The organism is Pseudomonas sp. B14(2022) (assembly GCF_012030485.1).
Classification (GTDB): Bacteria; Pseudomonadota; Gammaproteobacteria; order Pseudomonadales; family Pseudomonadaceae; genus Aquipseudomonas.
In genome coordinates this window covers 135,090-156,031 of sequence record NZ_JAAUVM010000001.1, presented here as the reverse complement: position 1 = coordinate 156,031, position 20,942 = coordinate 135,090, and the positions used below count along the sequence as shown (strand labels likewise).

At 62.1% G+C, this 20,942-nt stretch carries 14 protein-coding genes; 7 read left to right on the top strand and 7 right to left on the bottom strand.

The annotated features are described in order from the left end of the window. Window positions 1-37 precede the first annotated feature (37 nt). On the bottom strand, window positions 38-1,621 hold the full coding sequence (locus HCF10_RS00785; protein WP_131698463.1) for a peptide chain release factor 3: 1,584 nt from the start codon (window positions 1,619-1,621) through the stop codon (window positions 38-40). A 331-nt stretch (window positions 1,622-1,952) separates the two neighbouring features. On the opposite strand from HCF10_RS00785, the gene HCF10_RS00780 reads away from it, so the two are divergent. The 5 genes from HCF10_RS00780 (at window position 1,953) to HCF10_RS00760 (ending at window position 7,026) form a co-directional block, all read left to right on the top strand. After that, on the top strand, window positions 1,953-2,669 hold the full coding sequence (locus tag HCF10_RS00780) for an ABC transporter permease (RefSeq protein ID WP_032886220.1): 717 nt from the start codon (window positions 1,953-1,955) through the stop codon (window positions 2,667-2,669). Between the two features lie 20 nt (window positions 2,670-2,689). Further along, window positions 2,690-3,583, top strand: a complete 894-nt coding sequence (locus HCF10_RS00775; protein WP_167654719.1) for a glycine betaine ABC transporter substrate-binding protein — start codon at window positions 2,690-2,692, stop codon at window positions 3,581-3,583. A 12-nt stretch (window positions 3,584-3,595) separates the two neighbouring features. Continuing rightward, on the top strand, window positions 3,596-4,249 hold the full coding sequence (locus HCF10_RS00770; RefSeq protein ID WP_131698465.1) for an ABC transporter permease: 654 nt from the start codon (window positions 3,596-3,598) through the stop codon (window positions 4,247-4,249). After that, a complete protein-coding gene (locus HCF10_RS00765; protein ID WP_053131666.1) occupies window positions 4,246-5,403 on the top strand; it encodes an osmoprotectant ABC transporter ATP-binding protein OsmV in 1,158 nt (385 codons plus the stop codon). The genes HCF10_RS00770 and HCF10_RS00765 overlap by 4 nt, the downstream gene beginning before the upstream one ends. 459 nt (window positions 5,404-5,862) lie before the next feature. Continuing rightward, window positions 5,863-7,026, top strand: a complete 1,164-nt coding sequence (locus HCF10_RS00760; RefSeq protein WP_014716890.1) for a type III PLP-dependent enzyme — start codon at window positions 5,863-5,865, stop codon at window positions 7,024-7,026. Between the two features lie 49 nt (window positions 7,027-7,075). Here the strand turns inward: HCF10_RS00760 and HCF10_RS00755 are convergent, their stop codons facing one another. Both HCF10_RS00755 and HCF10_RS00750 read right to left on the bottom strand, forming a co-directional pair. Then, window positions 7,076-7,825, bottom strand: coding sequence for a tetratricopeptide repeat protein (locus tag HCF10_RS00755; protein WP_131698466.1), 750 nt, complete (start codon window positions 7,823-7,825; stop codon window positions 7,076-7,078). A 1-nt stretch (window position 7,826) separates the two neighbouring features. Further along, complete coding sequence (locus HCF10_RS00750) at window positions 7,827-8,507, bottom strand: Fe2+-dependent dioxygenase (protein WP_145335365.1); 681 nt, start codon at window positions 8,505-8,507, stop codon at window positions 7,827-7,829. A 206-nt stretch (window positions 8,508-8,713) separates the two neighbouring features. Here HCF10_RS00750 and HCF10_RS00745 point away from each other — a divergent pair, with 206 nt between their 5' ends. Both HCF10_RS00745 and HCF10_RS00740 read left to right on the top strand, forming a co-directional pair. Further along, a complete protein-coding gene (locus tag HCF10_RS00745; protein WP_131698468.1) occupies window positions 8,714-11,017 on the top strand; it encodes a TonB-dependent receptor in 2,304 nt (767 codons plus the stop codon). Window positions 11,018-11,149: 132 nt separating this feature from the next. Next, entirely contained in the window at window positions 11,150-13,675 is a 2,526-nt protein-coding gene (locus HCF10_RS00740) for a PepSY domain-containing protein (RefSeq protein ID WP_167654718.1), read from the top strand. A gap of 56 nt (window positions 13,676-13,731) precedes the next feature. On the opposite strand, the gene HCF10_RS00735 is transcribed toward HCF10_RS00740, so the two are convergent. Genes HCF10_RS00735 through ptsP form a run of 4 tightly spaced genes read right to left on the bottom strand, consistent with a single transcriptional unit; the run spans window position 13,732 to window position 20,824 of the window. Then, window positions 13,732-15,273 (bottom strand): alkaline phosphatase D family protein, encoded by a 1,542-nt coding sequence (locus tag HCF10_RS00735; protein WP_167654717.1) that lies wholly within the window; start codon window positions 15,271-15,273, stop codon window positions 13,732-13,734. Window positions 15,274-15,317: 44 nt separating this feature from the next. After that, the gene (locus HCF10_RS00730; RefSeq protein WP_131698471.1) at window positions 15,318-17,033 is read right to left on the bottom strand and encodes a PTS fructose-like transporter subunit IIB; all 1,716 of its coding nucleotides are present in this window, start codon (window positions 17,031-17,033) and stop codon (window positions 15,318-15,320) included. 11 nt (window positions 17,034-17,044) lie between these two features. Next, window positions 17,045-17,965: a 1-phosphofructokinase gene (gene pfkB, locus HCF10_RS00725; protein WP_167654716.1), complete on the bottom strand. Its 921-nt coding sequence runs from the start codon at window positions 17,963-17,965 to the stop codon at window positions 17,045-17,047. Continuing rightward, window positions 17,966-20,824: a phosphoenolpyruvate--protein phosphotransferase gene (gene ptsP / locus HCF10_RS00720; RefSeq protein ID WP_167654715.1), complete on the bottom strand. Its 2,859-nt coding sequence runs from the start codon at window positions 20,822-20,824 to the stop codon at window positions 17,966-17,968. Window positions 20,825-20,942 lie beyond the last annotated feature (118 nt).

Genomic DNA, 20,942 nt, shown 5'->3' with positions numbered 1-20,942 from the left:
AGCCCCCTCCCACATTTTGTTTTGCGGCGCTCGGACCTTAGTGGTGCTCGCGGGTCGCGCGGAATTTCACATCCGGCCAGCGCTCTTCCATCAACGCCAGGTTCACCCGGGTCGGGGCCAGGTAGGTCAGGTGACCACCGCCATCGACCGCGAGGTTTTCCACGGCCTTGTTGGAGAACTCTTCCAGCTTCTTCTTATCGGCGCATTCGATCCAGCGCGCGGAGTACACCGTGATCGGCTCGTAGGAGCACTCGACCTTGTATTCCTCTTTCAAGCGGCTGGCGACCACATCGAACTGCAGCACGCCGACGGCGCCGAGGATGATGTCGTTGCTGCGCTCGGGGAAGAACACCTGGGTCGCGCCCTCCTCTGCCAGTTGCTGCAGGCCTTGGCGCAGTTGCTTGGATTTGAGCGGGTCACGCAGGCGCACGCGGCGGAACAGTTCCGGAGCGAAGTGCGGGATACCGGTGAAGCCCAGCGCTTCGCCTTCGGTGAAGGTGTCGCCGATCTGGATGGTGCCGTGGTTGTGCAGGCCGATGATGTCGCCGGCGTAGGCCTCTTCGAGCTGTTCACGCTCGGAGGAGAAGAACGTCAGGGCGTCGCCGATGCGCACGTCCTTGCCGGTGCGCACGTGGCGCATCTTCATGCCTTTTTCGTATTTGCCCGAGCAGATGCGCATGAAGGCAATACGGTCGCGGTGCTTGGGGTCCATGTTCGCCTGGATCTTGAACACGAAGCCGGTGAATTTCTCTTCCACCGGTTCCACGGTGCGCTCGTTGGCGACACGGGCCAGCGGCTTCGGTGCCCAGTTCACGACGGCGTCGAGCACGTGGTCGACGCCGAAGTTGCCCAGGGCGGTCCCGAAGAACACCGGGGTCAGTTGGCCGTCGAGGAATTCCTGCTGGTTGAACTCATGGCAGGCGCCCTGCACCAGTTCCAACTGGTCGACAAAGCGGTCGTACTCGTCACCCAGGTGGGCGCGGGCTTCGTCGGAGTCGAGCTTCTCGATGATTTTCACATCGGTGCGTTCGTGACCGTGGCCGGCGGTGTAGACAATGATGTAGTCGTCGGCCAGGTGGTACACACCCTTGAAGTCGCGGTAGCAACCGATCGGCCAGGTGATCGGCGCGGCCTTGATCTTCAGGACGGCTTCGATTTCATCCAACAATTCGATCGGGTCGCGGATGTCGCGGTCGAGTTTGTTGATGAAGCTGACAATCGGCGTGTCACGCAGGCGGCACACGTCCATCAGCGCGATGGTACGTGGCTCGACGCCCTTACCGCCGTCGAGGACCATCAGTGCCGAGTCCACCGCAGTCAGGGTGCGATAGGTGTCTTCGGAGAAGTCTTCGTGGCCCGGAGTGTCGAGCAGGTTGACCATATGGTCGCGATACGGGAACTGCATGACCGACGTGGTAATGGAAATACCCCGTTGTTTTTCCATTTCCATCCAGTCGGAGGTGGCATGGCGGTCGGATTTGCGGGATTTCACCGTGCCGGCCACTGCGATCGCCTTGCCCATCAGCAGGAGCTTCTCGGTGATGGTGGTTTTACCGGCATCGGGGTGGGAAATAATGGCGAAAGTGCGGCGTTTCGCGACTTCGGCGGCCTGGTGGGTCATGGGAAATCGCCTGGCAGGTGAGTCAAAAAAGGGCGGCGAGTATAGCGCAAACCGGGAGTGACGGACCACCGTTCACCCCTTTGGGGGTGGCTAAATACTGCCAACTGTGGAACCTTTTAAAAGGTAGAGACGTCCACTCCCCTGCTATCGCACTCGGAACAGGGGCTGAAAAATCAGCAAGTTAGCCTGACGAGGCTGCGCTTATGGCTCGATTTGATACCGCGTTGCCGGTATTGGCGAGCTGCTTTTCGCGAACTCATTCAGAGGCAGCCAGGAATGGCATTGCCGCTCGGAAATGTGTTCGCCGACAAAAGAAAAAAGGAGTCCGCCTGTGGCTATTCGCTATGGCAAAGGGCTGATAGGAGGAGTGGTTGTCGTCGCTCTCCTGGCCCTGCTGGTCCACTGGATCGGCATCAACACGATCGAACTGTACCGCGACGATTTGTTGTTTTACCTGCAAGCTCATTTGATCCTTGTTCTAGTCTCCATGCTGGCGGCCCTGATTGTGGGCATCCCCGCCGGTATCCTGCTCAGCCGACCGAACATGGTCGGGCGCGCAGAACGCTTCATGCAGATCTTCAACATCGGCAACACCGTCCCCCCTCTGGCCGTACTGGCCATCGCCCTCGGCGTCCTCGGCATCGGCAGCGGCCCGGCCATCTTCGCGCTGTTCCTCGCCTCCCTGTTGCCCATCGTGCGCAACACCTACGAAGGCCTCAAAAACGTTCAGGGCTCGCTGAAAGAAGCCGCCACCGGCATCGGCATGACCCCGCGCCAGGTGCTGTTTCGTGTCGAACTGCCGAATGCCGTGCCGATCATCATCGGTGGCGTTCGCGTGGCACTGGCGATCAACGTCGGTACCGCACCGCTGGCGTTCCTGATTGGTGCCAACAGCCTGGGCAGCCTGATTTTCCCCGGCATCGCCCTGAACAATCAGCCGCAACTGCTGCTTGGTGCCGCATGCACCGCACTGCTGGCATTGCTGCTCGACGGTCTGGTGACCATGGCCAGCCGCCTCTGGCTGGAACGCGGGTTGCGTCCGTCTTAAGGCTTGGCAAAGGAAATCACATGAAAAGACTGACCTTGATATTGAGCTGCGTCCTGCTGTTTGCTGGTTTTGCGCAAGCGGCTGAAAAACCGGTAATTCGCATCGGCGCACGGGTGTTCACCGAACAGACCCTGCTGGCCGAAATCACCTCCCAGTACCTGCGCACCAAGGGCTACGACGCCCGCGTGACCGGCGGCCTGGGCAGCAACCTGGCGCGCAGTGCCCAGGAAAGCGGGCAACTGGACCTGATCTGGGAATACACCGGCGTGTCGCTGGTGGCCTACAACCATGTGGACGAGAAGCTCGACAGCGAACAGTCCTACGCCCGGGTCAAAGAACTCGACGCGAAAAAAGGCCTGGTCTGGCTGTCGCCGTCGAAATTCAGCAACACCTACGCCCTGGCATTGCCGGAAAACGTGGCCAAGGAATTCCCGCAGATCAACACCATCAGCGACCTGACCCAAGCCCTGGCCCAGAAAACCAAAGGCACGCGCCTGGTGGCCCTGGACACCGAGTTCGCCAACCGCTCCGACGGCATGGGCGGCATGGTCAAGCTGTACGACATGAACCTGACGCGTAAAAACACCCGGCAGATGGACGCCGGCCTGGTCTACACCGCCCTACGTAACGGCCAGGTGTTTGCCGGTCTGGTCTACACCACCGACGGTCGCCTGAACGCGTTCAAGTTGAAGCTGCTGGAAGACGACAAGCACTACTTCCCGGACTACACCGCCGCCCCGGTGATTCGCCAGCAATACCTCGACCAGCACCCTCAACTGGCCGCCGAGCTCAAGCCATTGGCCGAACTGTTCAACGACGCAACCATGCGCGAGTTGAATGCACGGGTCGACGTCGAGCATGAAAGTCCATCCGCTGTTGCCGCCGATTTCCTGCGCCAACATCCGATCAACTAAGAAGGAGAAGACATGGAATTCCTGAACGCCTTTTCCCATCTTGATTGGGCCCAGGTCCTGCACCTGACCTGGCAGCACATCACCCTGGTCGGTATCGCGGTGATCCTGGCGATTGTCGTCGGCGTGCCCCTCGGCGTGCTGATGACCCGCTTCCCAACCCTCGCCGCCCCCCTGCAAGCCAGCGCCACGGTGCTGCTGACCGTACCGTCCATCGCGCTGTTCGGCCTGCTGCTGCCGTTCTACTCCAAGTTTGGCCAGGGCCTGGGGCCGATGCCGGCGATCACCGCCGTGTTCCTCTACTCCCTGTTGCCGATCATGCGTAACACCTACCTGGCGCTGACCGGCGTCGAACCGGGCATTCGCGAGGCCGCCAAAGGCATCGGCATGACCTTCGGCCAGCGCCTGCGCATGGTCGAGCTGCCCATCGCCGTGCCGGTGATCCTCGCCGGTGTGCGTACCGCCGTGGTGATGAACATTGGCGTCATGACCATCGCCGCCACCATCGGCGCCGGTGGCCTGGGTGTACTTATTCTGGCTTCCATCAGCCGCAGCGACATGTCGATGCTGATCGTTGGCGCCGTGCTGGTCAGTCTCCTGGCCATCTTCGCCGACCTGCTTCTGCAATGGCTGCAACGCTCGCTGACTCCAAAAGGACTGCTCAAATGATCGAACTTCAAAACCTGACCAAGACTTTTCAAAGCAACGGCAAAACTGTTTCGGCCGTGAACGACGTAAGCCTGACCGTCAACGAAGGCGAGATTTGCGTATTCCTCGGCCCTTCGGGCTGCGGCAAGAGCACCACGCTGAAAATGATCAACCGCCTGATCAAGCCGACCTCGGGCAAGATCCTGATCAACGGCGAAGACACCACCGACCTCGACGAAGTGACCCTGCGTCGCAACATAGGCTATGTGATCCAGCAGATCGGCCTGTTCCCGAACATGACCATCGAGGAAAACATCGTGGTCGTGCCCAAGCTGCTCGGTTGGGACAAACAGAAATGCCACGACCGCGCCCGCGAGTTGATGAGCATGATCAAGCTGGAACCCAAGCAGTACCTGCATCGCTACCCGCGTGAGCTGTCGGGCGGCCAGCAACAGCGCATCGGCGTGATTCGCGCACTGGCGGCCGATGCGCCGTTGCTGCTGATGGATGAGCCGTTCGGCGCGGTCGACCCGATCAACCGCGAGATGATCCAGAACGAGTTCTTCGAGATGCAACGCGCGCTGAACAAGACCGTGATCATGGTCAGCCACGACATCGACGAAGCCATCAAACTGGGTGACAAGATCGCCATCTTCCGCGCCGGCAAGCTGCTGCAGATCGACCACCCGGATACGCTGCTGGCACATCCGGCGGATGAGTTCGTCAGCAACTTCGTGGGCCAGGACAGCACCCTCAAGCGCCTGCTGCTGGTTAAAGCTGAAGATGCGGCCGACAACGCCCCGTCGGTGAGCCCGGAAACCCCGGTGGCCGAGGCCCTGGAGCTGATGGACGAAACCGACCGCCGCTATGTGGTAGTCACGTGCGCCGAGAACAAGGCACTCGGCTATGTACGCCGTCGCGACCTGCACCGTCAGACCGGCACCTGCGGCCAGTACCTGCGTGAGTTCAACGCCACGGCGGCGTACGACGAGCATTTGCGCATCCTGTTGTCGCGTATGTACGAGTTCAACCGCTCGTGGCTGCCGGTAATGGATGCGGAGCGGGTGTTCCTGGGTGAGGTGACCCAGGAATCGATCGCCGAGTACCTGAGCTCCGGTAAGTCCCGTGGGGGCAAGACCAGTATTGTCTCCCCTGCCGAGACCGCCCTGGCCTGATCTTATGTGGGAGGGGGCTTGCTCCCGATGGCGGCGTGTCAGTCACTTCATCTGTCACTGATCCACCGCTATCGGGAGCAAGCCCCTCCCACATTTGGTCCGCGATCTGTCAGGGAAATACCTTCAATTATCCCCATCCGGGGAACATCATTCCGTCACACGTGTCGGTTACATAAGTAGCTGCACGCGGTCCCGCGACGAACGCGTGCAAAAACGCGACATTTTTAGTTGATCTATGGCCCCTCACGTCCTAAAGTTCGCGCCGAACGTCCATGCTGGAAACGATCCATCCGGCTCAAGTACTGACGACGAGACAGCAAGGCCAAGGGAAGCGGTTGTTCCCATGGCCTTTTTGCTTTCGGCGACATGCCTTGGGAAGTAGGCGAACCAAAGTGGGGATACGGAGGACGTTCATTTGCACCCATTGATCAATTTAGTTTGCCCTTAGGAGTTCCCAGCATGTCGATCAACGTCGAAGATTATTTCGCGCGCGCCACTTTTGACAAAATGAAGGCGTTCGCCGACAAGCAAGAAACCCCGTTCGTGGTGATCGACACCGCGATGATCAGCCAGGCCTACGATGACCTGCGCGCCGGTTTCGAATTCGCCAAGGTGTATTACGCGGTCAAGGCCAACCCTGCCGTCGAGATCATCGACCTGTTGAAAGACAAGGGTTCGAGCTTCGACATCGCCTCGATCTACGAGCTGGACAAGGTCATGGACCGCGGCGTCAGCGCCGACCGTATCAGCTACGGCAACACCATCAAGAAATCCAAGGACATCCGCTACTTCTACGAGAAAGGCGTGCGCCTGTTCTCCACCGACTCCGAAGCCGACCTGCGCAACATCGCCAAGGCCGCACCGGGCTCGAAAGTGTACGTACGTATCCTCACCGAAGGCTCGACCACCGCTGACTGGCCTCTGTCGCGCAAATTCGGCTGCCAGACCGACATGGCCATGGACCTGCTGATCCTCGCTCGTGACCTGGGCCTGGTGCCGTACGGCATTTCGTTCCACGTTGGCTCGCAGCAACGCGACATCAGCGTGTGGGACGCGGCAATCGCCAAGGTCAAAGTGATCTTCGAACGCCTGAAGGAAGAAGACGGCATCCACCTCAAGCTGATCAACATGGGCGGTGGCTTCCCGGCCAACTACATCACCCGCACCAACAGCCTGGAAACCTACGCCGAAGAGATCATCCGTTTCCTCAAGGAAGACTTCGGCGATGACCTGCCGGAAATCATCCTCGAGCCAGGCCGCTCCTTGATCGCCAACGCCGGTATCCTGGTCAGTGAAGTGGTATTGGTTGCACGTAAATCCCGTACTGCCGTCGAGCGTTGGGTGTACACGGATGTGGGCAAGTTCTCCGGCCTGATCGAAACCATGGACGAAGCCATCAAGTTCCCGATCTGGACCGAGAAGAAAGGCGAGATGGAAGAAGTGGTCATCGCCGGCCCGACCTGCGACAGCGCCGACATCATGTACGAAAACTACAAGTACGGCCTGCCGCTGAACCTGGCGATCGGTGATCGTTTGTACTGGCTCTCGACCGGTGCCTACACCACCAGCTACAGCGCGGTTGAGTTCAATGGCTTTCCGCCGCTGAAGTCGTTCTACGTGTAAGACGGCTGCGCACAAAAAACCCATGACATGTCATGGGTTTTTTTATGCCTCAGGAAAGGCTCACGGCCCGTTGGCGGTAGGCCTCGGCCAGCGCTCTAACCTGCGGATCACTCGCCGCAGCCAAGGCCTTGTGGGCTGTTCGCAGGAACTTGAGATTTCCGCCCGCCAGTGCCTTGCGCAACCACGCCAACGCCGCCTCGACCTGGCCCCTGTCGGCCAACACCGCCGCATAGCTGAACTGCCCGCGAAAATCCCCGGCCTCGGCTGAACGTCGATACCACTCGACAGCCGCCTCCAGGTCCCTCGGGCAAACCTGAGCGTCTTCCAGATAGCGCCCCAGCAGGTTCATCGACTTGGCATGGCCCTGTTCTGCGGCTTGCCGATACAGGGCCAGCGCTTGCTGTGGGTTCTCGGCAACACCCCGCCCAGTCGCCAGCAGATTGGCATAGTTGTACTGGCCCCAATCCAATCCCGCGTCTGCCGCCAACCGATATTCCCGTGCAGCCGCCGTTTCGTCGATGGCACACCCCCAGCCATGCTCCCGGCAACGCCCGGCCATATTGCGCGCCATTAAATGCCCACCCTGCGCCGCAATCTGGAACCAACGCAGCGCCAGCGCTTCATCGCGCGCTATACCGCGGCCTTCCAGCAGGATTTGCCCGAGCAAGGCCTGGGCATCCACCACGCCCTCCTTGGCCGCGATCAAAATCGCCTGGGCCGCGCGCACCGGCGAGTCGTCGAGCATGCCCTGCAATTGCTCAACGTTGAGCACTTCTTCGCGGCGCAATAAAAAGCCCATGTCAGACCTCGACCCAACGACGCAACAGGTTGTGATAGGTGCCGGTGAGTTGGATCAGGGCCGGGTGATCAGGTACATCGCGGGTCAGTTGCTGGATGGCGCCGTCCATCTCGAACAGCAGCGTACGCTGGCTGTCTTCACGCACCAGGCTTTGGGTCCAGAAAAATGAGGCATAGCGCGCACCACGGGTCACGGCGTTGACTTTGTGCAGGCTGGAGCCGGGGTACAGCACCATGTCGCCGGCCGGCAACTTCACGCGCTGCAGGCCGAAGGTGTCCTGGATCTCCAGTTCGCCGCCGTCATAGTCGTCCGGGTCGCTGAAGAACAGCGTGGACGACAGGTCCGTACGCACCCGCTCATGGCTGCCCCTGGCCTGGCGCACGGCATTGTCGATATGGAAGTCGAAGCTGCCACCGGCTGTGTAGCAATTGAGCAGCGGCGGGAAGACCTTGTGCGGTAACGCTGCCGACATAAAGAGAGGGTTTTTCCACAACCTTTCGAGCATCGCCGCGCCGATTTCCTTGGCCAGTGGGTGGCCTTCGGGCAATTGCAGGTTGTGCTTGGCTTTGGCGGACTGGTGCCCGGCGGTGATTTTGCCATCGGCCCAATCGGCGGTTTCCAGGGCGTGGCGGATGCGCTGCACTTCCTCGCGAGAGAACAGGCCGGGAATGTGCAGCAACATGGGGCAATACCTGTAGGCAAAGAGGCGCTAATGGTATTGATTCTTATCCGCCCTGTAAAACGCCAAAGACGAACGAGATCGTAAAAACCGTAAGCCAAAAGTGTAAAGAATGTAAATTCAGCGCGAATAGTAATGCATCTCAATTGATAGAAAGTCTTGTTCACCCTATATTCCGCCGCCTCACATCCTTGGGGAAAGGACACGTCATGTCGCGCACCACCACAAAAACACCTGTTGCTTCACCCCGTATGCTGGCTTCGGCCATCGGCGTTGCGCTCAGCGCCAGCTCTGTCGCCCATCTGGCGCAGGCGGCCGAAGACACTGAACAAAAAGGCCAGCGCAACAGTATCTCCCTCGGCGCCACCAGCATCACCGGCGAAGAACAGGACAACACCGCTTACCAGGTCGAAAAAGCCTCGTCGCAAAAATACACCGCGCCGCTGGTGGATACGCCGCGCTCGGTGACCGTGGTGCCACAACAAGTCCTCAAGGACACCGCTGCCACCTCGTTGCAGGATGCCCTGCGCACCGTACCGGGGATTACCTTCGGCGCTGGCGAAGGCGGCAACCCGCAGGGCGACCGTCCATTCATCCGTGGTTTCGACGCCCAGGGCGACACCTACCTGGACGGCGTGCGCGACACCGGCGGCCAGAGCCGTGAGATTTTCGACATCGAGTCCATCGAAGTCAGCAAAGGCCCGAACTCCTCCTTCGGCGGTCGTGGCTCGGCCGGTGGCAGCCTCAACCTGGTGAGCAAGACCCCGCAAGCCCGGGACTTCACCAACGGCGGCTTCACTTACGGCTCCGACCAGACCCGCCGCTATGTACTCGATGTGAACCGTCAATTCCTCGACGACAGCGCCGCGTTCCGCCTGAACCTGATGAGCCACGAGCAGAACGTGGCTGGCCGTGACGCTGTAAATTACGACCGCTGGGGCGTGGCCCCATCGCTGACCTTTGGGTTGGGCACGCCGACCCGCGTCAACCTCAGCTACTACCATATGGAAAGCAATGACCTGCCGGATTCGGGCATTCCGTATGGCTACAGCTCTGCGACCGCCACCACCCACGCGCACGACAAACCCACCGACGGCGGCGACAGCAATAACTTCTACGGTCTCAAGGACCGCGACTTCCGCAAGACCCGCGCGGACATCAGCACGTTCTCCATCGAGCACGACCTGAACGACGACATGACGCTGAAAAACACCCTGCGCCATGGCAGCACCGGCCAGGACTACGTACTTACCCAGCCGGACGATAGCCAACGCAACGTCAACCGTTTCGGCACGGTGTGGCGTCGCGCGAACGCTCGCGTCTCCACCACCACGACCACCACCAACCAGACAGATCTGTTCGGCAACTTCCAGGCGCTTGGCTTCAAGCACAGCTATTCCACCGGCCTGGAGTTCACCGGCGAAGAAACCCGCGTCAGTGGTTACACCGTCACACCGAACACCAACCCGACGTGCACCGTGGCCGGCGGCGGCCGGGGTGGCCAATGCACCTCGCTGAGCAACCCGAATCCGGACGACGCCTGGACCGGCAGCATCGCGCGCAACTACAACGGCACCAACACCAAGGCCACCAGCCGTGCCGCCTATGTGTTCGACACCATTGAGCTGGACCCGAAATGGCTGCTGAACGTCGGCCTGCGCTACGACACCTTCGACACCGAAGCAAACATCAACGCAGTGCCCAGCGCGACCGTGAAGGCACGCAGCAAGGTCAAGGACGACAGCCAGTTCTTCAACTGGCAGGCCGGCCTGGTCTGGAAGCCTTTGGAGAACGGCAGCATCTACACCTCCTACGCGACCTCGGCCTCACCGGCAGGTGGACTGGTGGGCGAAGGGGTCGACAGCAATGCGATTCCTACCGGCATCAACACCAGCGACCTCAAGCCCGAAGAAACCGTCAACTACGAGCTGGGCACCAAGTGGGATCTGTTCCACAACCGCCTGTCCCTGTCTGCCGCAGTGTTCCGTACCGAGAAGAAAAACACCCGCATCCTGGTGGACTCCAACACCTACGAAACGGCGGGCGAATCGCGGGTCGATGGCCTGGAACTGTCCGCCAGCGGCAAGATCACAGAGCTTTGGCAAGTATTCGCCGGCTACAGCTACCTGAAAGCCGAACTGGTTGACCCAGGCAAAAACGGCAACCGCCAGGGCGTCGTCCAGGCAGGTTCCAACAAAGGCAACCAGATGCCCAACACGCCGGAGAACTCGTTCAGCCTGTGGACCACCTATAACGTGACCCCGAAGCTGACCATCGGCGGTGGCGCGTTCTACGTCGATCAGGTTTACGGCGATGCGGCCAACACCGTGTATGTGCCGTCCTACACACGCTACGACGCCATGGCCAGCTATAAGCTGACCAAGAACGTCGACCTGCAACTGAACGTGCAGAACCTGACAGACAAGACCTACTACGACAAAGCCTACGCCTCGCACTTCGCCAACCAGGCGGCGGGCCGCACGGCGCTGCTGTCCACAAGCTTCCACTTCTAAACGGTCAGCAGCCCACAAAGCCCCACGCATCGGATGCGTGGGGCTTTTGCGTGTCAAACAGAATGTTTCTCGACAACCCACGGCATAATGCGCGCCGTGCCCTACATATTCAGATAGACGAGGCGGTCCGACGTGTTGAAGAAAACCCTGTTCCAGTTGCACTGGTTCTTCGGCATCACTGCCGGGCTGGTGCTGGCCTTGATGGGGATCACCGGGGCTGCGATCTCGTTTCAGGATGAGATTCTGCGCGCGCTCAACCCGAGCGTGTTGAGCGTGGAGAAGCGCGAAGCCGGCGTGCTGCCGCCCGCCGAGCTGGTGCGCAAGCTGGAAGCCACCGAAGGCAAGACCGTGTCCATGCTCTGGGTGGAAAGCGAAAGCGGCAACGCCGCCCGCGTGTTCTTCACCCCGCCGCCGGGCGAACGCCGTGGCCAGATGCGCTATTTCGACCCCTACACCGGCGACTACATGGGCGACGCGGTCGGCCAGGATGTGCTCGGCTTTATCCTGCAACTGCACCGCTTTTTGGCCATGGGCGAAACCGGCCGGCAGATCACCGGCGCCTGCACGCTGATCCTGGTGTTCTTCTGCCTGTCCGGCCTGTACCTGCGCTGGCCGCGCCAGGTCGCCAACTGGCGTGCCTGGCTGACGCTGGACTGGCGCAAAAAGGGCCGCAGCTTCAACTGGGATTTGCATTCGGTGTTCGGCACCTGGTGCCTGCTGGCCTACCTGCTGGCGGCACTGACCGGTCTGTCCTGGTCCTACGATTGGTACAGCCAGGGCCTGACCAAACTGCTGTCCGACGCGCCGCAAAATGAACGGATGCGCAAGCGCGGTCCGCCGCCCGCAGGCCCGTCCCCCGTAGCCAACTACGACGCAATCTGGAGCAGCATCTACAGCACTGCCGGCCCAGGCTTGAGTACCTATAACATCCGCATGCCAGCCGTCGCCGGGCAACCCGCCATCGTCTATTACCTGCTCAAAGACTCACCCCACAACCGCGCACTGAACCAGATCAACCTGGACCCGGCTACCGGCGAGGTCAAATCCCATGACGCGTACGCCGACAAAACCTTTAAGTCGCAGTTACTGACCAGCCTCTACGCGCTGCACACCGGCAGTTATTTCGGCCTGGCGGGGCGCATTATCCTCACCGTCAGCTCGCTACTCATGCCGTTGTTCTTCATCACCGGCTGGCTGCTGTACCTGGACCGTCGGCGTAAAAAACGCCAGGTGCGCGACGCGCGCAAAGGCCTCAGTGCCAACCGCAGTGATGCCCCGGCCTGGCTGATCGGCTTTGCCAGCCAGAGCGGGTTTGCCGAGCAACTGGCCTGGCAGACCGCCGGACAATTGCAGGCGGCCGGCTTGCCGGTGAAGGTGCAGCCATTGGGCAGTGTCAGCCAGGACGACTTGCGTCAGTCGGAAAATGCGTTGTTCGTAGTCAGCACCTTCGGCGACGGCGAAGCCCCCGACAGCGCCCGCGGTTTCGAGCGCAGCGTGCTCGGCCAGGATCTGTCGCTCAAGGGCCTGAACTACTCGGTACTGGCCCTGGGTGATCGCCAATACGAACACTTCTGCGGCTTCGCCCGTCGCCTGCACTTCTGGCTGACCAACCAAGGCGGCAACCCGTTGTTCGCCCCAGTGGAAGTCGACAGCGGCGACACGGCCGCCCTGCTGCACTGGCAACAACAGCTTGGCCAACTGACCGGCCACGCACCGGCGGCGGCCTGGCCGACCGCCCAGTATGAAAACTGGACTCTGAGCCAGCGCACCCTGCTGAACCCTGGGAGCGCCAGCTCGGGCGTCTACCTGCTGGGCCTCACATCGCCATCGAAACAAAACTGGCTGGCCGGCGACCTGGTGGAAATCCTGCCGCGCAATTGCCCGGGGGCCATCGAGCACTTCCTCCAAGGCCTGGGCCTGACCGGCGCCGACGGCGTGCTGGTCGACGGCCTCGCACACACCCTCAACCAAGCCCTGGCGACCCGCCAACTGCCGGACAACCGCGCACATCTGGTGGGCTTGCATGCCCAAGCGCTGGTGAATGCGCTCGCGCCCCTGGGCATGCGCGAATACTCCATCGCCTCGATTGCCAGCGATGGCGTGCTGGAATTGATCGTGCGTCAGGAACGCCACCCCGACGGCAGCCTGGGTGTGGGCTCCGGTTGGCTCACCGAACATGCCGCCATTGGCTCGACGATCAGCCTGCGCCTGCGCCGCAACAGTGGCTTCCACCTGCCGGACACGCCCATACCGCTGATTCTGCTCGGCAACGGCACTGGCCTGGCCGGCCTGCGCAGCTTGCTCAAGGCACGCATTGCCGAAGGCCAGCAGCGCAACTGGCTGCTGTTCGGCGAACGCACCATCGCCCACGACTTCCTCTGCCAGGACGAGCTGCAAGGCTGGCTGACCAGTGGTGATCTGGCGCTGCTGGACCTGGCATTTTCCCGGGATCAGGAGGAGAAAATCTACGTGCAGGATCGCCTGCGCGAATCCGCCGATGTCCTGCGGAAATGGCTCGCGGACGGCGCGGCGATTTATGTGTGCGGGAGCTTGCAGGGGATGGCGACGGGCGTGGACCAGGCGCTGGTCGACATACTGGGGAGTGAAGCGGTGGAGCGCTTGATCGAACAAGGTCGCTACCGCCGCGACGTCTATTGATGTGATCCAATGTGGGAGGGGGCAAGCCCCCTCCCACATTTGGATCGCATTTCAAGTCAGACCGGTTGCAGTTTTTGCTGGAACACCGAGACCCCATCCAGGTCGCGCAAAATCACGGTCAACTCCGCTGTCTGCCCATCAATCTGCACTTCGCCAAAAAACTGAAACCCGGCAAACGGCGAGGTGTTCTGCGCGGGCGGGGCCTTCTCGAACACCACCTCAGGGCCAAAGGTTTTATCCAGTGGATTGGGGCCGAAGCTGCCCGCATTCAGAGGCCCGGCGACAAACTCCCAGAACGGCTCGAAATCCTGGAACGCCGCACGATCCGGGTGGTAGTGATGGGCCGCGCAGTAATGCACATCGGCCGTCAGCCACACATGGTTGCGCACCTTCTGCGCGCGTAGAAAGCCCAGTAATTCGGCGATTTCCAGCTCGCGGCCTTGCGCCGGCCCTGGGTCATTGTTGGCAATGGCTTCCCAGCGCGGCACGCCTGGGCTGACTTCGCCGTCGGGCACGCCGAGGCCGATGGGCATGTCGGCGGCGATCACCTTCCACTGCGCCTGGGACGCCTTGAGTTCGCGCTTGAGCCAGTCCAATTGCTCACGGCCGAGGAAGGGTTTTGCGCCGCCCAGGTTGTCATCGTTGGGGCCACGATAGCTGCGCATGTCGAGCACGAATACATCCAGCAGCGGGCCATAGCTGAGCTTGCGGTAAATCCGCCCGCCGCCGTCTGCGCTCTGCCGGCGCATGGGTGAATATTCCAGCCAGGCCTGGCGTGCACGGCCGACCAAAGCATGGATGTCCTTGGTCTGGTAGCGCTCGTCGAGCTGCTTGCCGGGCGACCAGTTATTCACCACTTCGTGGTCGTCCCACTGCCAGATCTGCGGCACTTCGGCATTGAAGCGACGCACATTTTCATCCAGCAGGTTGTAGCGGTAGTTGCCACGGTATTCGTCGAGGGTTTCGGCGACTTTGCTCTTGGCTTCGGTGGTGATATTGCGCCAGATACGCCCGCCCTCGGTGGGCAATTGCGCGGGTACCGGGCCGTCGGCGTAGATGGTGTCGCCGCTGTGGATAAAGAAGTCCGGCAGGCGCAGGCGCATGGCTTCGTAGATACGCATGCCGCCGATGTCTGGGTTGATGCCGAAGCCCTGGCCGACGGTGTCGCCACTCCACACAAACCGGATGTCGCGACGCTGTTGCGGCACGCTACGCAGGTGGCCGAACCACGGCTCGCTGGCGACGCCAGTCTGGGCGTCTTCAAAATGCACGCGGTAGAAAATCGCCTGGTCGGCGGGCAGCCCGGTGAGTTCGACGCGGGCGGTAAAATCGGTGCGGCTGTCGGCCAGGGGCGAGACAAATTTGCGCGGGTTGCTGAACACGCTGCGGGTGTCCCACTCCACCACCATCTTCGCCGGGCGGTCGCTGCGGCTCCAGATCATCGCGCGGTCGCCCAGCACATCGCCGGACTGCACACCGTCGGTGAGTTGCGGCCGGTCCTTGACCGACGCGATCACCGCCGGGGCCAGGCCCGGCAGCAACAGGCCGGCGCCGACGGCTTGCATCACGCGGCGACGGCCGAGATCGAAGTGGCTCATGCAGGTGCCCTCTTGAGTATCAAAAGGGCCACTAAAGCATGCGGTTATGACACCGGTGCGACAGCCAGCTCGGCCGCTTCCGGACGCTTGATCAGCGCATACACCAAACCGGTCAGCAGGCTACCGGCGACAATCGCCAGCAAGTACAGCAGCGCATGGTTCATCGCATTCGGAATGATCAACACAAACAGGCCGCCATGGGGGGCGGCCAGTTTGCAGCCGAAGTACATCGACAGAGCACCGGTCAACGCCCCCCCCGCGATGCTGGCCGGGATCACGCGCAACGGATCCTTGGCGGCAAACGGGATCGCGCCTTCGGAGATAAAGCACATGCCCAGAATCATCGCGGCCTTGCCGGCCTCGCGTTCAGTCTGGGCAAACTTGCGTCGCGCCAGGAACGTGGCGATGCCCATGCCGATTGGCGGCACCATGCCGGCCGCCATGGTCGCGGCCATCGGTGCGCCGCTCTGTGCCGCCAGCAAGCCGACGGAAAAAGCATACGCCGCCTTGTTGATCGGCCCGCCCAGATCGACACACATCATGCCGCCCAACAAGATGCCCAGCAGCACCGCATTGGTGGTGCCCATGGTCGCGAGAAAATCGGTCAGGCCTGTGAGCATGCGCGCCACCGGCGGGCCCACCAGGTAGATCATCGCCAAGCCCGTAAACAGGCTCGCCAGCAACGGGATGATCAGGATCGGCTTGAGTGCTTCCAGGCTCTGCGGCAACTTCACCGCACGGGTGATCAGCTTGACGCAATAACCGGCGAGAAAACCGGCGAAGATCCCGCCGATAAAACCGGCCCCCAACGTACCCGCCAACAGGCCACCGATCATGCCGGGGGCAATGCCCGGGCGGTCGGCAATCGAGTAAGCGATATAACCCGCCAGCAACGGCACCATCAGCATAAAGGCACGGTCGCCGACGGTTTTCAGCGCAGCCGCGAGGGTGCCTTCCTGTTCAAACGCATGAATGCCGAACACGAACGACAAGGCGATCAGCAAACCGCCCGCCACCACCATCGGCAACATGAACGACACACCGGTCAGCAGGTGTTTGTAGACGCCGGTTTTTTCTTGCTTGGCCACGGTACCGCTGGCGGCACTTTCCACCGCGCCTTCGGCCAGGGCTTTGTTAAGGGTCGCCTCGGATTGCTTGAGCGCAATACCGGTGCCGCAACGGTAGATCTTCTTGCCGGCGAAACGCTCGGTGGCGACTTCGATGTCGGCCGCCAGCAGTACCACATCGGCATTGGCGATGGCCTCGGGGCTCAACGGCGTACGCGCACCGACCGAGCCTTGGGTCTCGACCTGCAAGTCATAGCCCAGACGTTTGGCGGTCTGTTGCAGGGCCTCGGCGGCCATGAAGGTATGGGCCACGCCGGTCGGGCAGGCGGTAATCGCGACGATACGTGGGGCATGCTTCGACGCAGCCGCTGCTTGGCTGACGACATACTCCTGGGCTTCTTCAGCACCCCGGCGCAACACCGCTTCGACATCCGCCAGCGCCTGGGCCGGTGTGCTCTGGAACACCCGCTTGCCGACAAACCGCTGCATATCCACCGCGGTGCTGCTGACCAGCAACACCCATTCGGCGTCGTCGATCGTGGCCTGGGACAACTGGCGCTCCGGGCGCTGCACATCCACCACCTCGACGCTGGTGCTCCAGCCCTGGCGTTGCGCGGCGGCGTCCAGCAAGCGGGCGCACAGCACACTGGTGACCATGCCGTTCGGGCAGGCAGTAACAATGGCTAACTTCATGACAAACCCTCTTATTGTTCTGTCAGCGGGCGTACAGCGACGCCGCTTTCAAGACGCGCCAACTGCTCGGCGTCGCTGATGCCAAAACCGATCTGACTCACCGCCATGGCGGCAATTGCCGTGGCGCGGCGCAGGGTTCGTTCGGGCGCTTCAGATTCAAGCAAACCATGGAGCATCCCGGCCAGCAGCGAGTCGCCGGCGCCTACAGTACTGGCCACCGTGACCTTGGGCGGCGTGGCATGCAGGGTGGGAGCCCGGCTGTACCAGCTCACGCCCGCGGCACCGTCGGAGACGACCACATGTTCAACACCCTGCTGATGCAGTTGGCTGATCACCTCAGTGGAATTGCCCAGGGCATCGGCCAACTCTTCGGTATTGGGTTTGATCAACCACGGGGCCGCCTTAAGACCGGCACGCAGCGCCTCGCCGCTGGTGTCCAGGGCGACTTTCAAGCCGAGACGCTTCAAGTGTTCCAACAGCCCCTGCAACCACTGCGGGCTGACCCCACACGGCAAGCTGCCGGCGACGACCACCGCATCATGGCCCGGCGCAATGCGCGTCAATTGGTCGAGCAACGCTTGCTGCGCCTGCTCACTGACCAACGGCCCCGGCGCATTGATGTCGGTGACCCGGCCGTCCTGCTCGGCAATCTTGATATTGCTGCGGGTTTCGCCGGGCACGCGGATAAACGCGTCGGCAAAACCACGCTGTTCAATCAGCGCCTCGAAAGCGTGGGGATTGTCCTCACCGAGAAAACCGCCCACGGTCACTTGATGGCCCAGGTCGGCCAAGACTTGCGCCACATTCACGCCTTTGCCAGCGGCATGGCTGAGCAGGGTTTCGCTGCGGTTGACTTCACCCGGTTCCAGGTGCGCCAGGCGTACCGTCAGGTCCAACGCCGGGTTCAGCGTCAGGGTCAGAATCCTTGCCATCTACACGGCCTCCACAAGGGCACGCACTTCGGCGGGCGTGCCCACCACCAGTGCTTTTTGCGCCAGGCCCTGGGCCTCGCTCAGACTGAATTCACGCACCCGCGCCTTCACTTCGGGAATGCTGCGGGCCGACACGCTCAACTCATCCACACCCAGGCCGATCAGCACCGGCACCGCCAGCGGGTCCGCCGCCAGTTCGCCACACACACCGACCCATTTGCCATGGGCATGGGCCGCGCGCACGGTGATGTCGATCAGTTGCAGTACCGCCGGGTGCAGGCCGTCGGCCTGGGCCGACAAGGTCGGGTGGCCACGGTCGATAGCCAGGGTGTACTGGGTCAGGTCGTTGGTGCCGACACTGAAGAAGTCCACTTCCTTGGCCAGCACCGGCGCGAGCAAGGCTGCCGACGGGATTTCGATCATGATGCCCAGTTGCAGGTCGGCCACCGGAATTTCCAGGCGCAGGCGCTCGGTCATATCCCGTGCCGCACGCCACTCATCCACGCTGCCGACCATCGGGAACATGATGCGCAACGGGCGGTTATCCGCCGAGCGCAGCAGCGCGCGTAATTGCGCCTCCATGATCTGCGGGCGTTGCAGGGTCAGGCGAATACCGCGTACGCCGAGAAAGGGGTTTTCTTCCTCGGCAATCGGCCAATAAGGCAGCGGTTTGTCGCCGCCCACATCGAGGGTGCGCACCACCAGCGGGCGGCCCCCGAGGCCGTCGAGCACACGGCGGTACTCGGCTTCCTGGGTGGCTTCGTCCGGGGCTTGCGGGTGGGCCATGAAAATCAGTTCGGTGCGCAGCAAACCAATGCCTTCGGCGCCCTGCTCCACGGCGCTGGCCACACCGGCGCTTTCGCCGATATTGGCGAACACTTCCACGGCGTGACCATCACGGGTCAGCGCCGGTTCGTGGCGCTGGGCCGAGGCAGCCTGCAAGCGTTGCTCACGGGTATCGCGCTCGACGGTGGCGCGTTGCAGGGTGGCCGCGTCAGGATCTACATGCAGGCGGCCACGTTGGCCATCCAGCAACAACGGCGTGCCGGCGGCCAGCAGCAGCACCGCCGGGCCTGCGCCGACCAACGCCGGAATACCGAGGGCACGCGCGACAATGGCGCTGTGGGCTGTTGCGCCGCCACGGGCGGTGAGGATGCCGGCGACGCGGGCCGGGTCCAGGCGCGCGACGTCGGAGGGGCCGACTTCATCCATTACCAGGATGTAGGGTTCGCTCGGCTCCTGGGCGGTTTCGACGCCGCACAGTTGCGCCAGCACCCGGCGACCGATGTCACGCAGGTCGGCAGCGCGCTCGGCGAGCAAGGCATCCTGCAACGATTCCTGCTGTTTGGCGGCGGCTTCGATCACGCTCATCCACGCCGCTTGTGCGCTTTCACCTTGCTTGAGACGGGTGTCGACTTCATCGGTGAGTTCCGGGTCGTCGAGCATTTCCTGGTGGGTGATGAAAATCTCACGGATGGCTTTGGCTTGGCTGCGCTCGATGAGGCCCTGGATGTCCCGGCGCACATCAGCCAGGGCGTCTTGCAGGCGCTGACGCTCGATGGCCGAGGACTCGCCGCGCAAGGGGTAATCGAACACCTGTTGAATCTGGATATGTGCAGGGCCAATGGCGATGCCCGGCGCCGCGGCGATGGCCTGAACCTGGCTGCCAGCCTGTGGCGCGCTGATCACTGGCGCGATATCAAGGGCTTCGGGCTGTGCGCTCACGGTCGGCAGTGGCTCGACCTCTTCGCCCAGGCCCTCTTCGACGGCGGCCAGCAGCGCGGGCAATGCATCGCCGGCAATCGTTGGTTCAGCAACAAACTCCAGCACCTGGCCACGCCGGGCGCCAAGGCTCAGCAACTTGCTCAGGCTCTTCACCGACACGGCGCCCACCGGGCCATCGACAATGCGCACACGGATGTCGCCTTCAAAACTTTTCGCCAACTGCGCGAGGATCTTTGCCGGCCGGGCATGCAGGCCGTGGGCGTTGGCCAGGGTGATGCGGGCGCTCGGCCAGTCAGGCGGCAGTTCACCGCCGAGCACTTCGAGCACCGCGCGACTGCTGGTGGCGCTGCCCAATTCCTGGCCGCGACCTTCGATCAGCAAGGCGCACAGGCGCTCAAGCAGGGCCTGGTGCGCCTCACCCAGGCTGGCCAGGCAGAACAGCCCATTGAGCGGCTGGCCCAGGTAGCGCATGGGTTTATCCGGGGTGACAAACGCCAGGCCCGGGCGCTTGACCGTCTGCTCGCTGTGCAGCCACCACAAGCCATCACCCAGGGGCAGCGCGTCGACCTGCTGCAACACGGCGGCAAACCCATTGCTGACGCAATCGGCCTGGCGCAGCAAGCGTGCGCCTCTCCAGACAAGTTCTTCGAAGTCATCGGCCGACACGCCCAGGCTGATCATCTGCGCGTCCAGCGCCAGCTCCTGCGGTGCGCCTTGCAGCAGTTTCAGCAAGGCTTCAGCCGTGCCGGCGCGGCGCAGCGCCTGGCCCAGGTCGGTTTCACCGAGGGCGCGGGTGAGCAGTTGCAGCAGGCGCAGGTGTTCGTCGGATTTGGCGGCAATACCAATGGCCAGGTACACAATCTGCCCATCGCCCCAGTCCACCCCTTCGGGGAACTGCAACAGGCGCACGCCGGTGGAAAACACCTGATCGCGGGTTTCGGGGGTGCCATGGGGGATGGCAATACCTTGGCCAAGAAAGGTCGAGCCTTGGGCTTCACGGGCTTGCAAGCCGCTGAGATAACCCTCGGCAACCAGGCCATCAGCCACCAGTTTGTCTGCGAGCAGGTGCAAGGCAGCAGATTTATCCACAGCCACCTGGCCCATGGAAATCTGCTCTACAGTGAGCTCAAGCATGCCGTTCTCCTAGTTAGTGCGATGGACGCACTAGGTATTGTTTTGAATAAAACAGTGTAATGGTGTTCCGGGATAACTGACTGAGCAGTCAATTGGCAGTAGGCACTCAGTGGCTAAC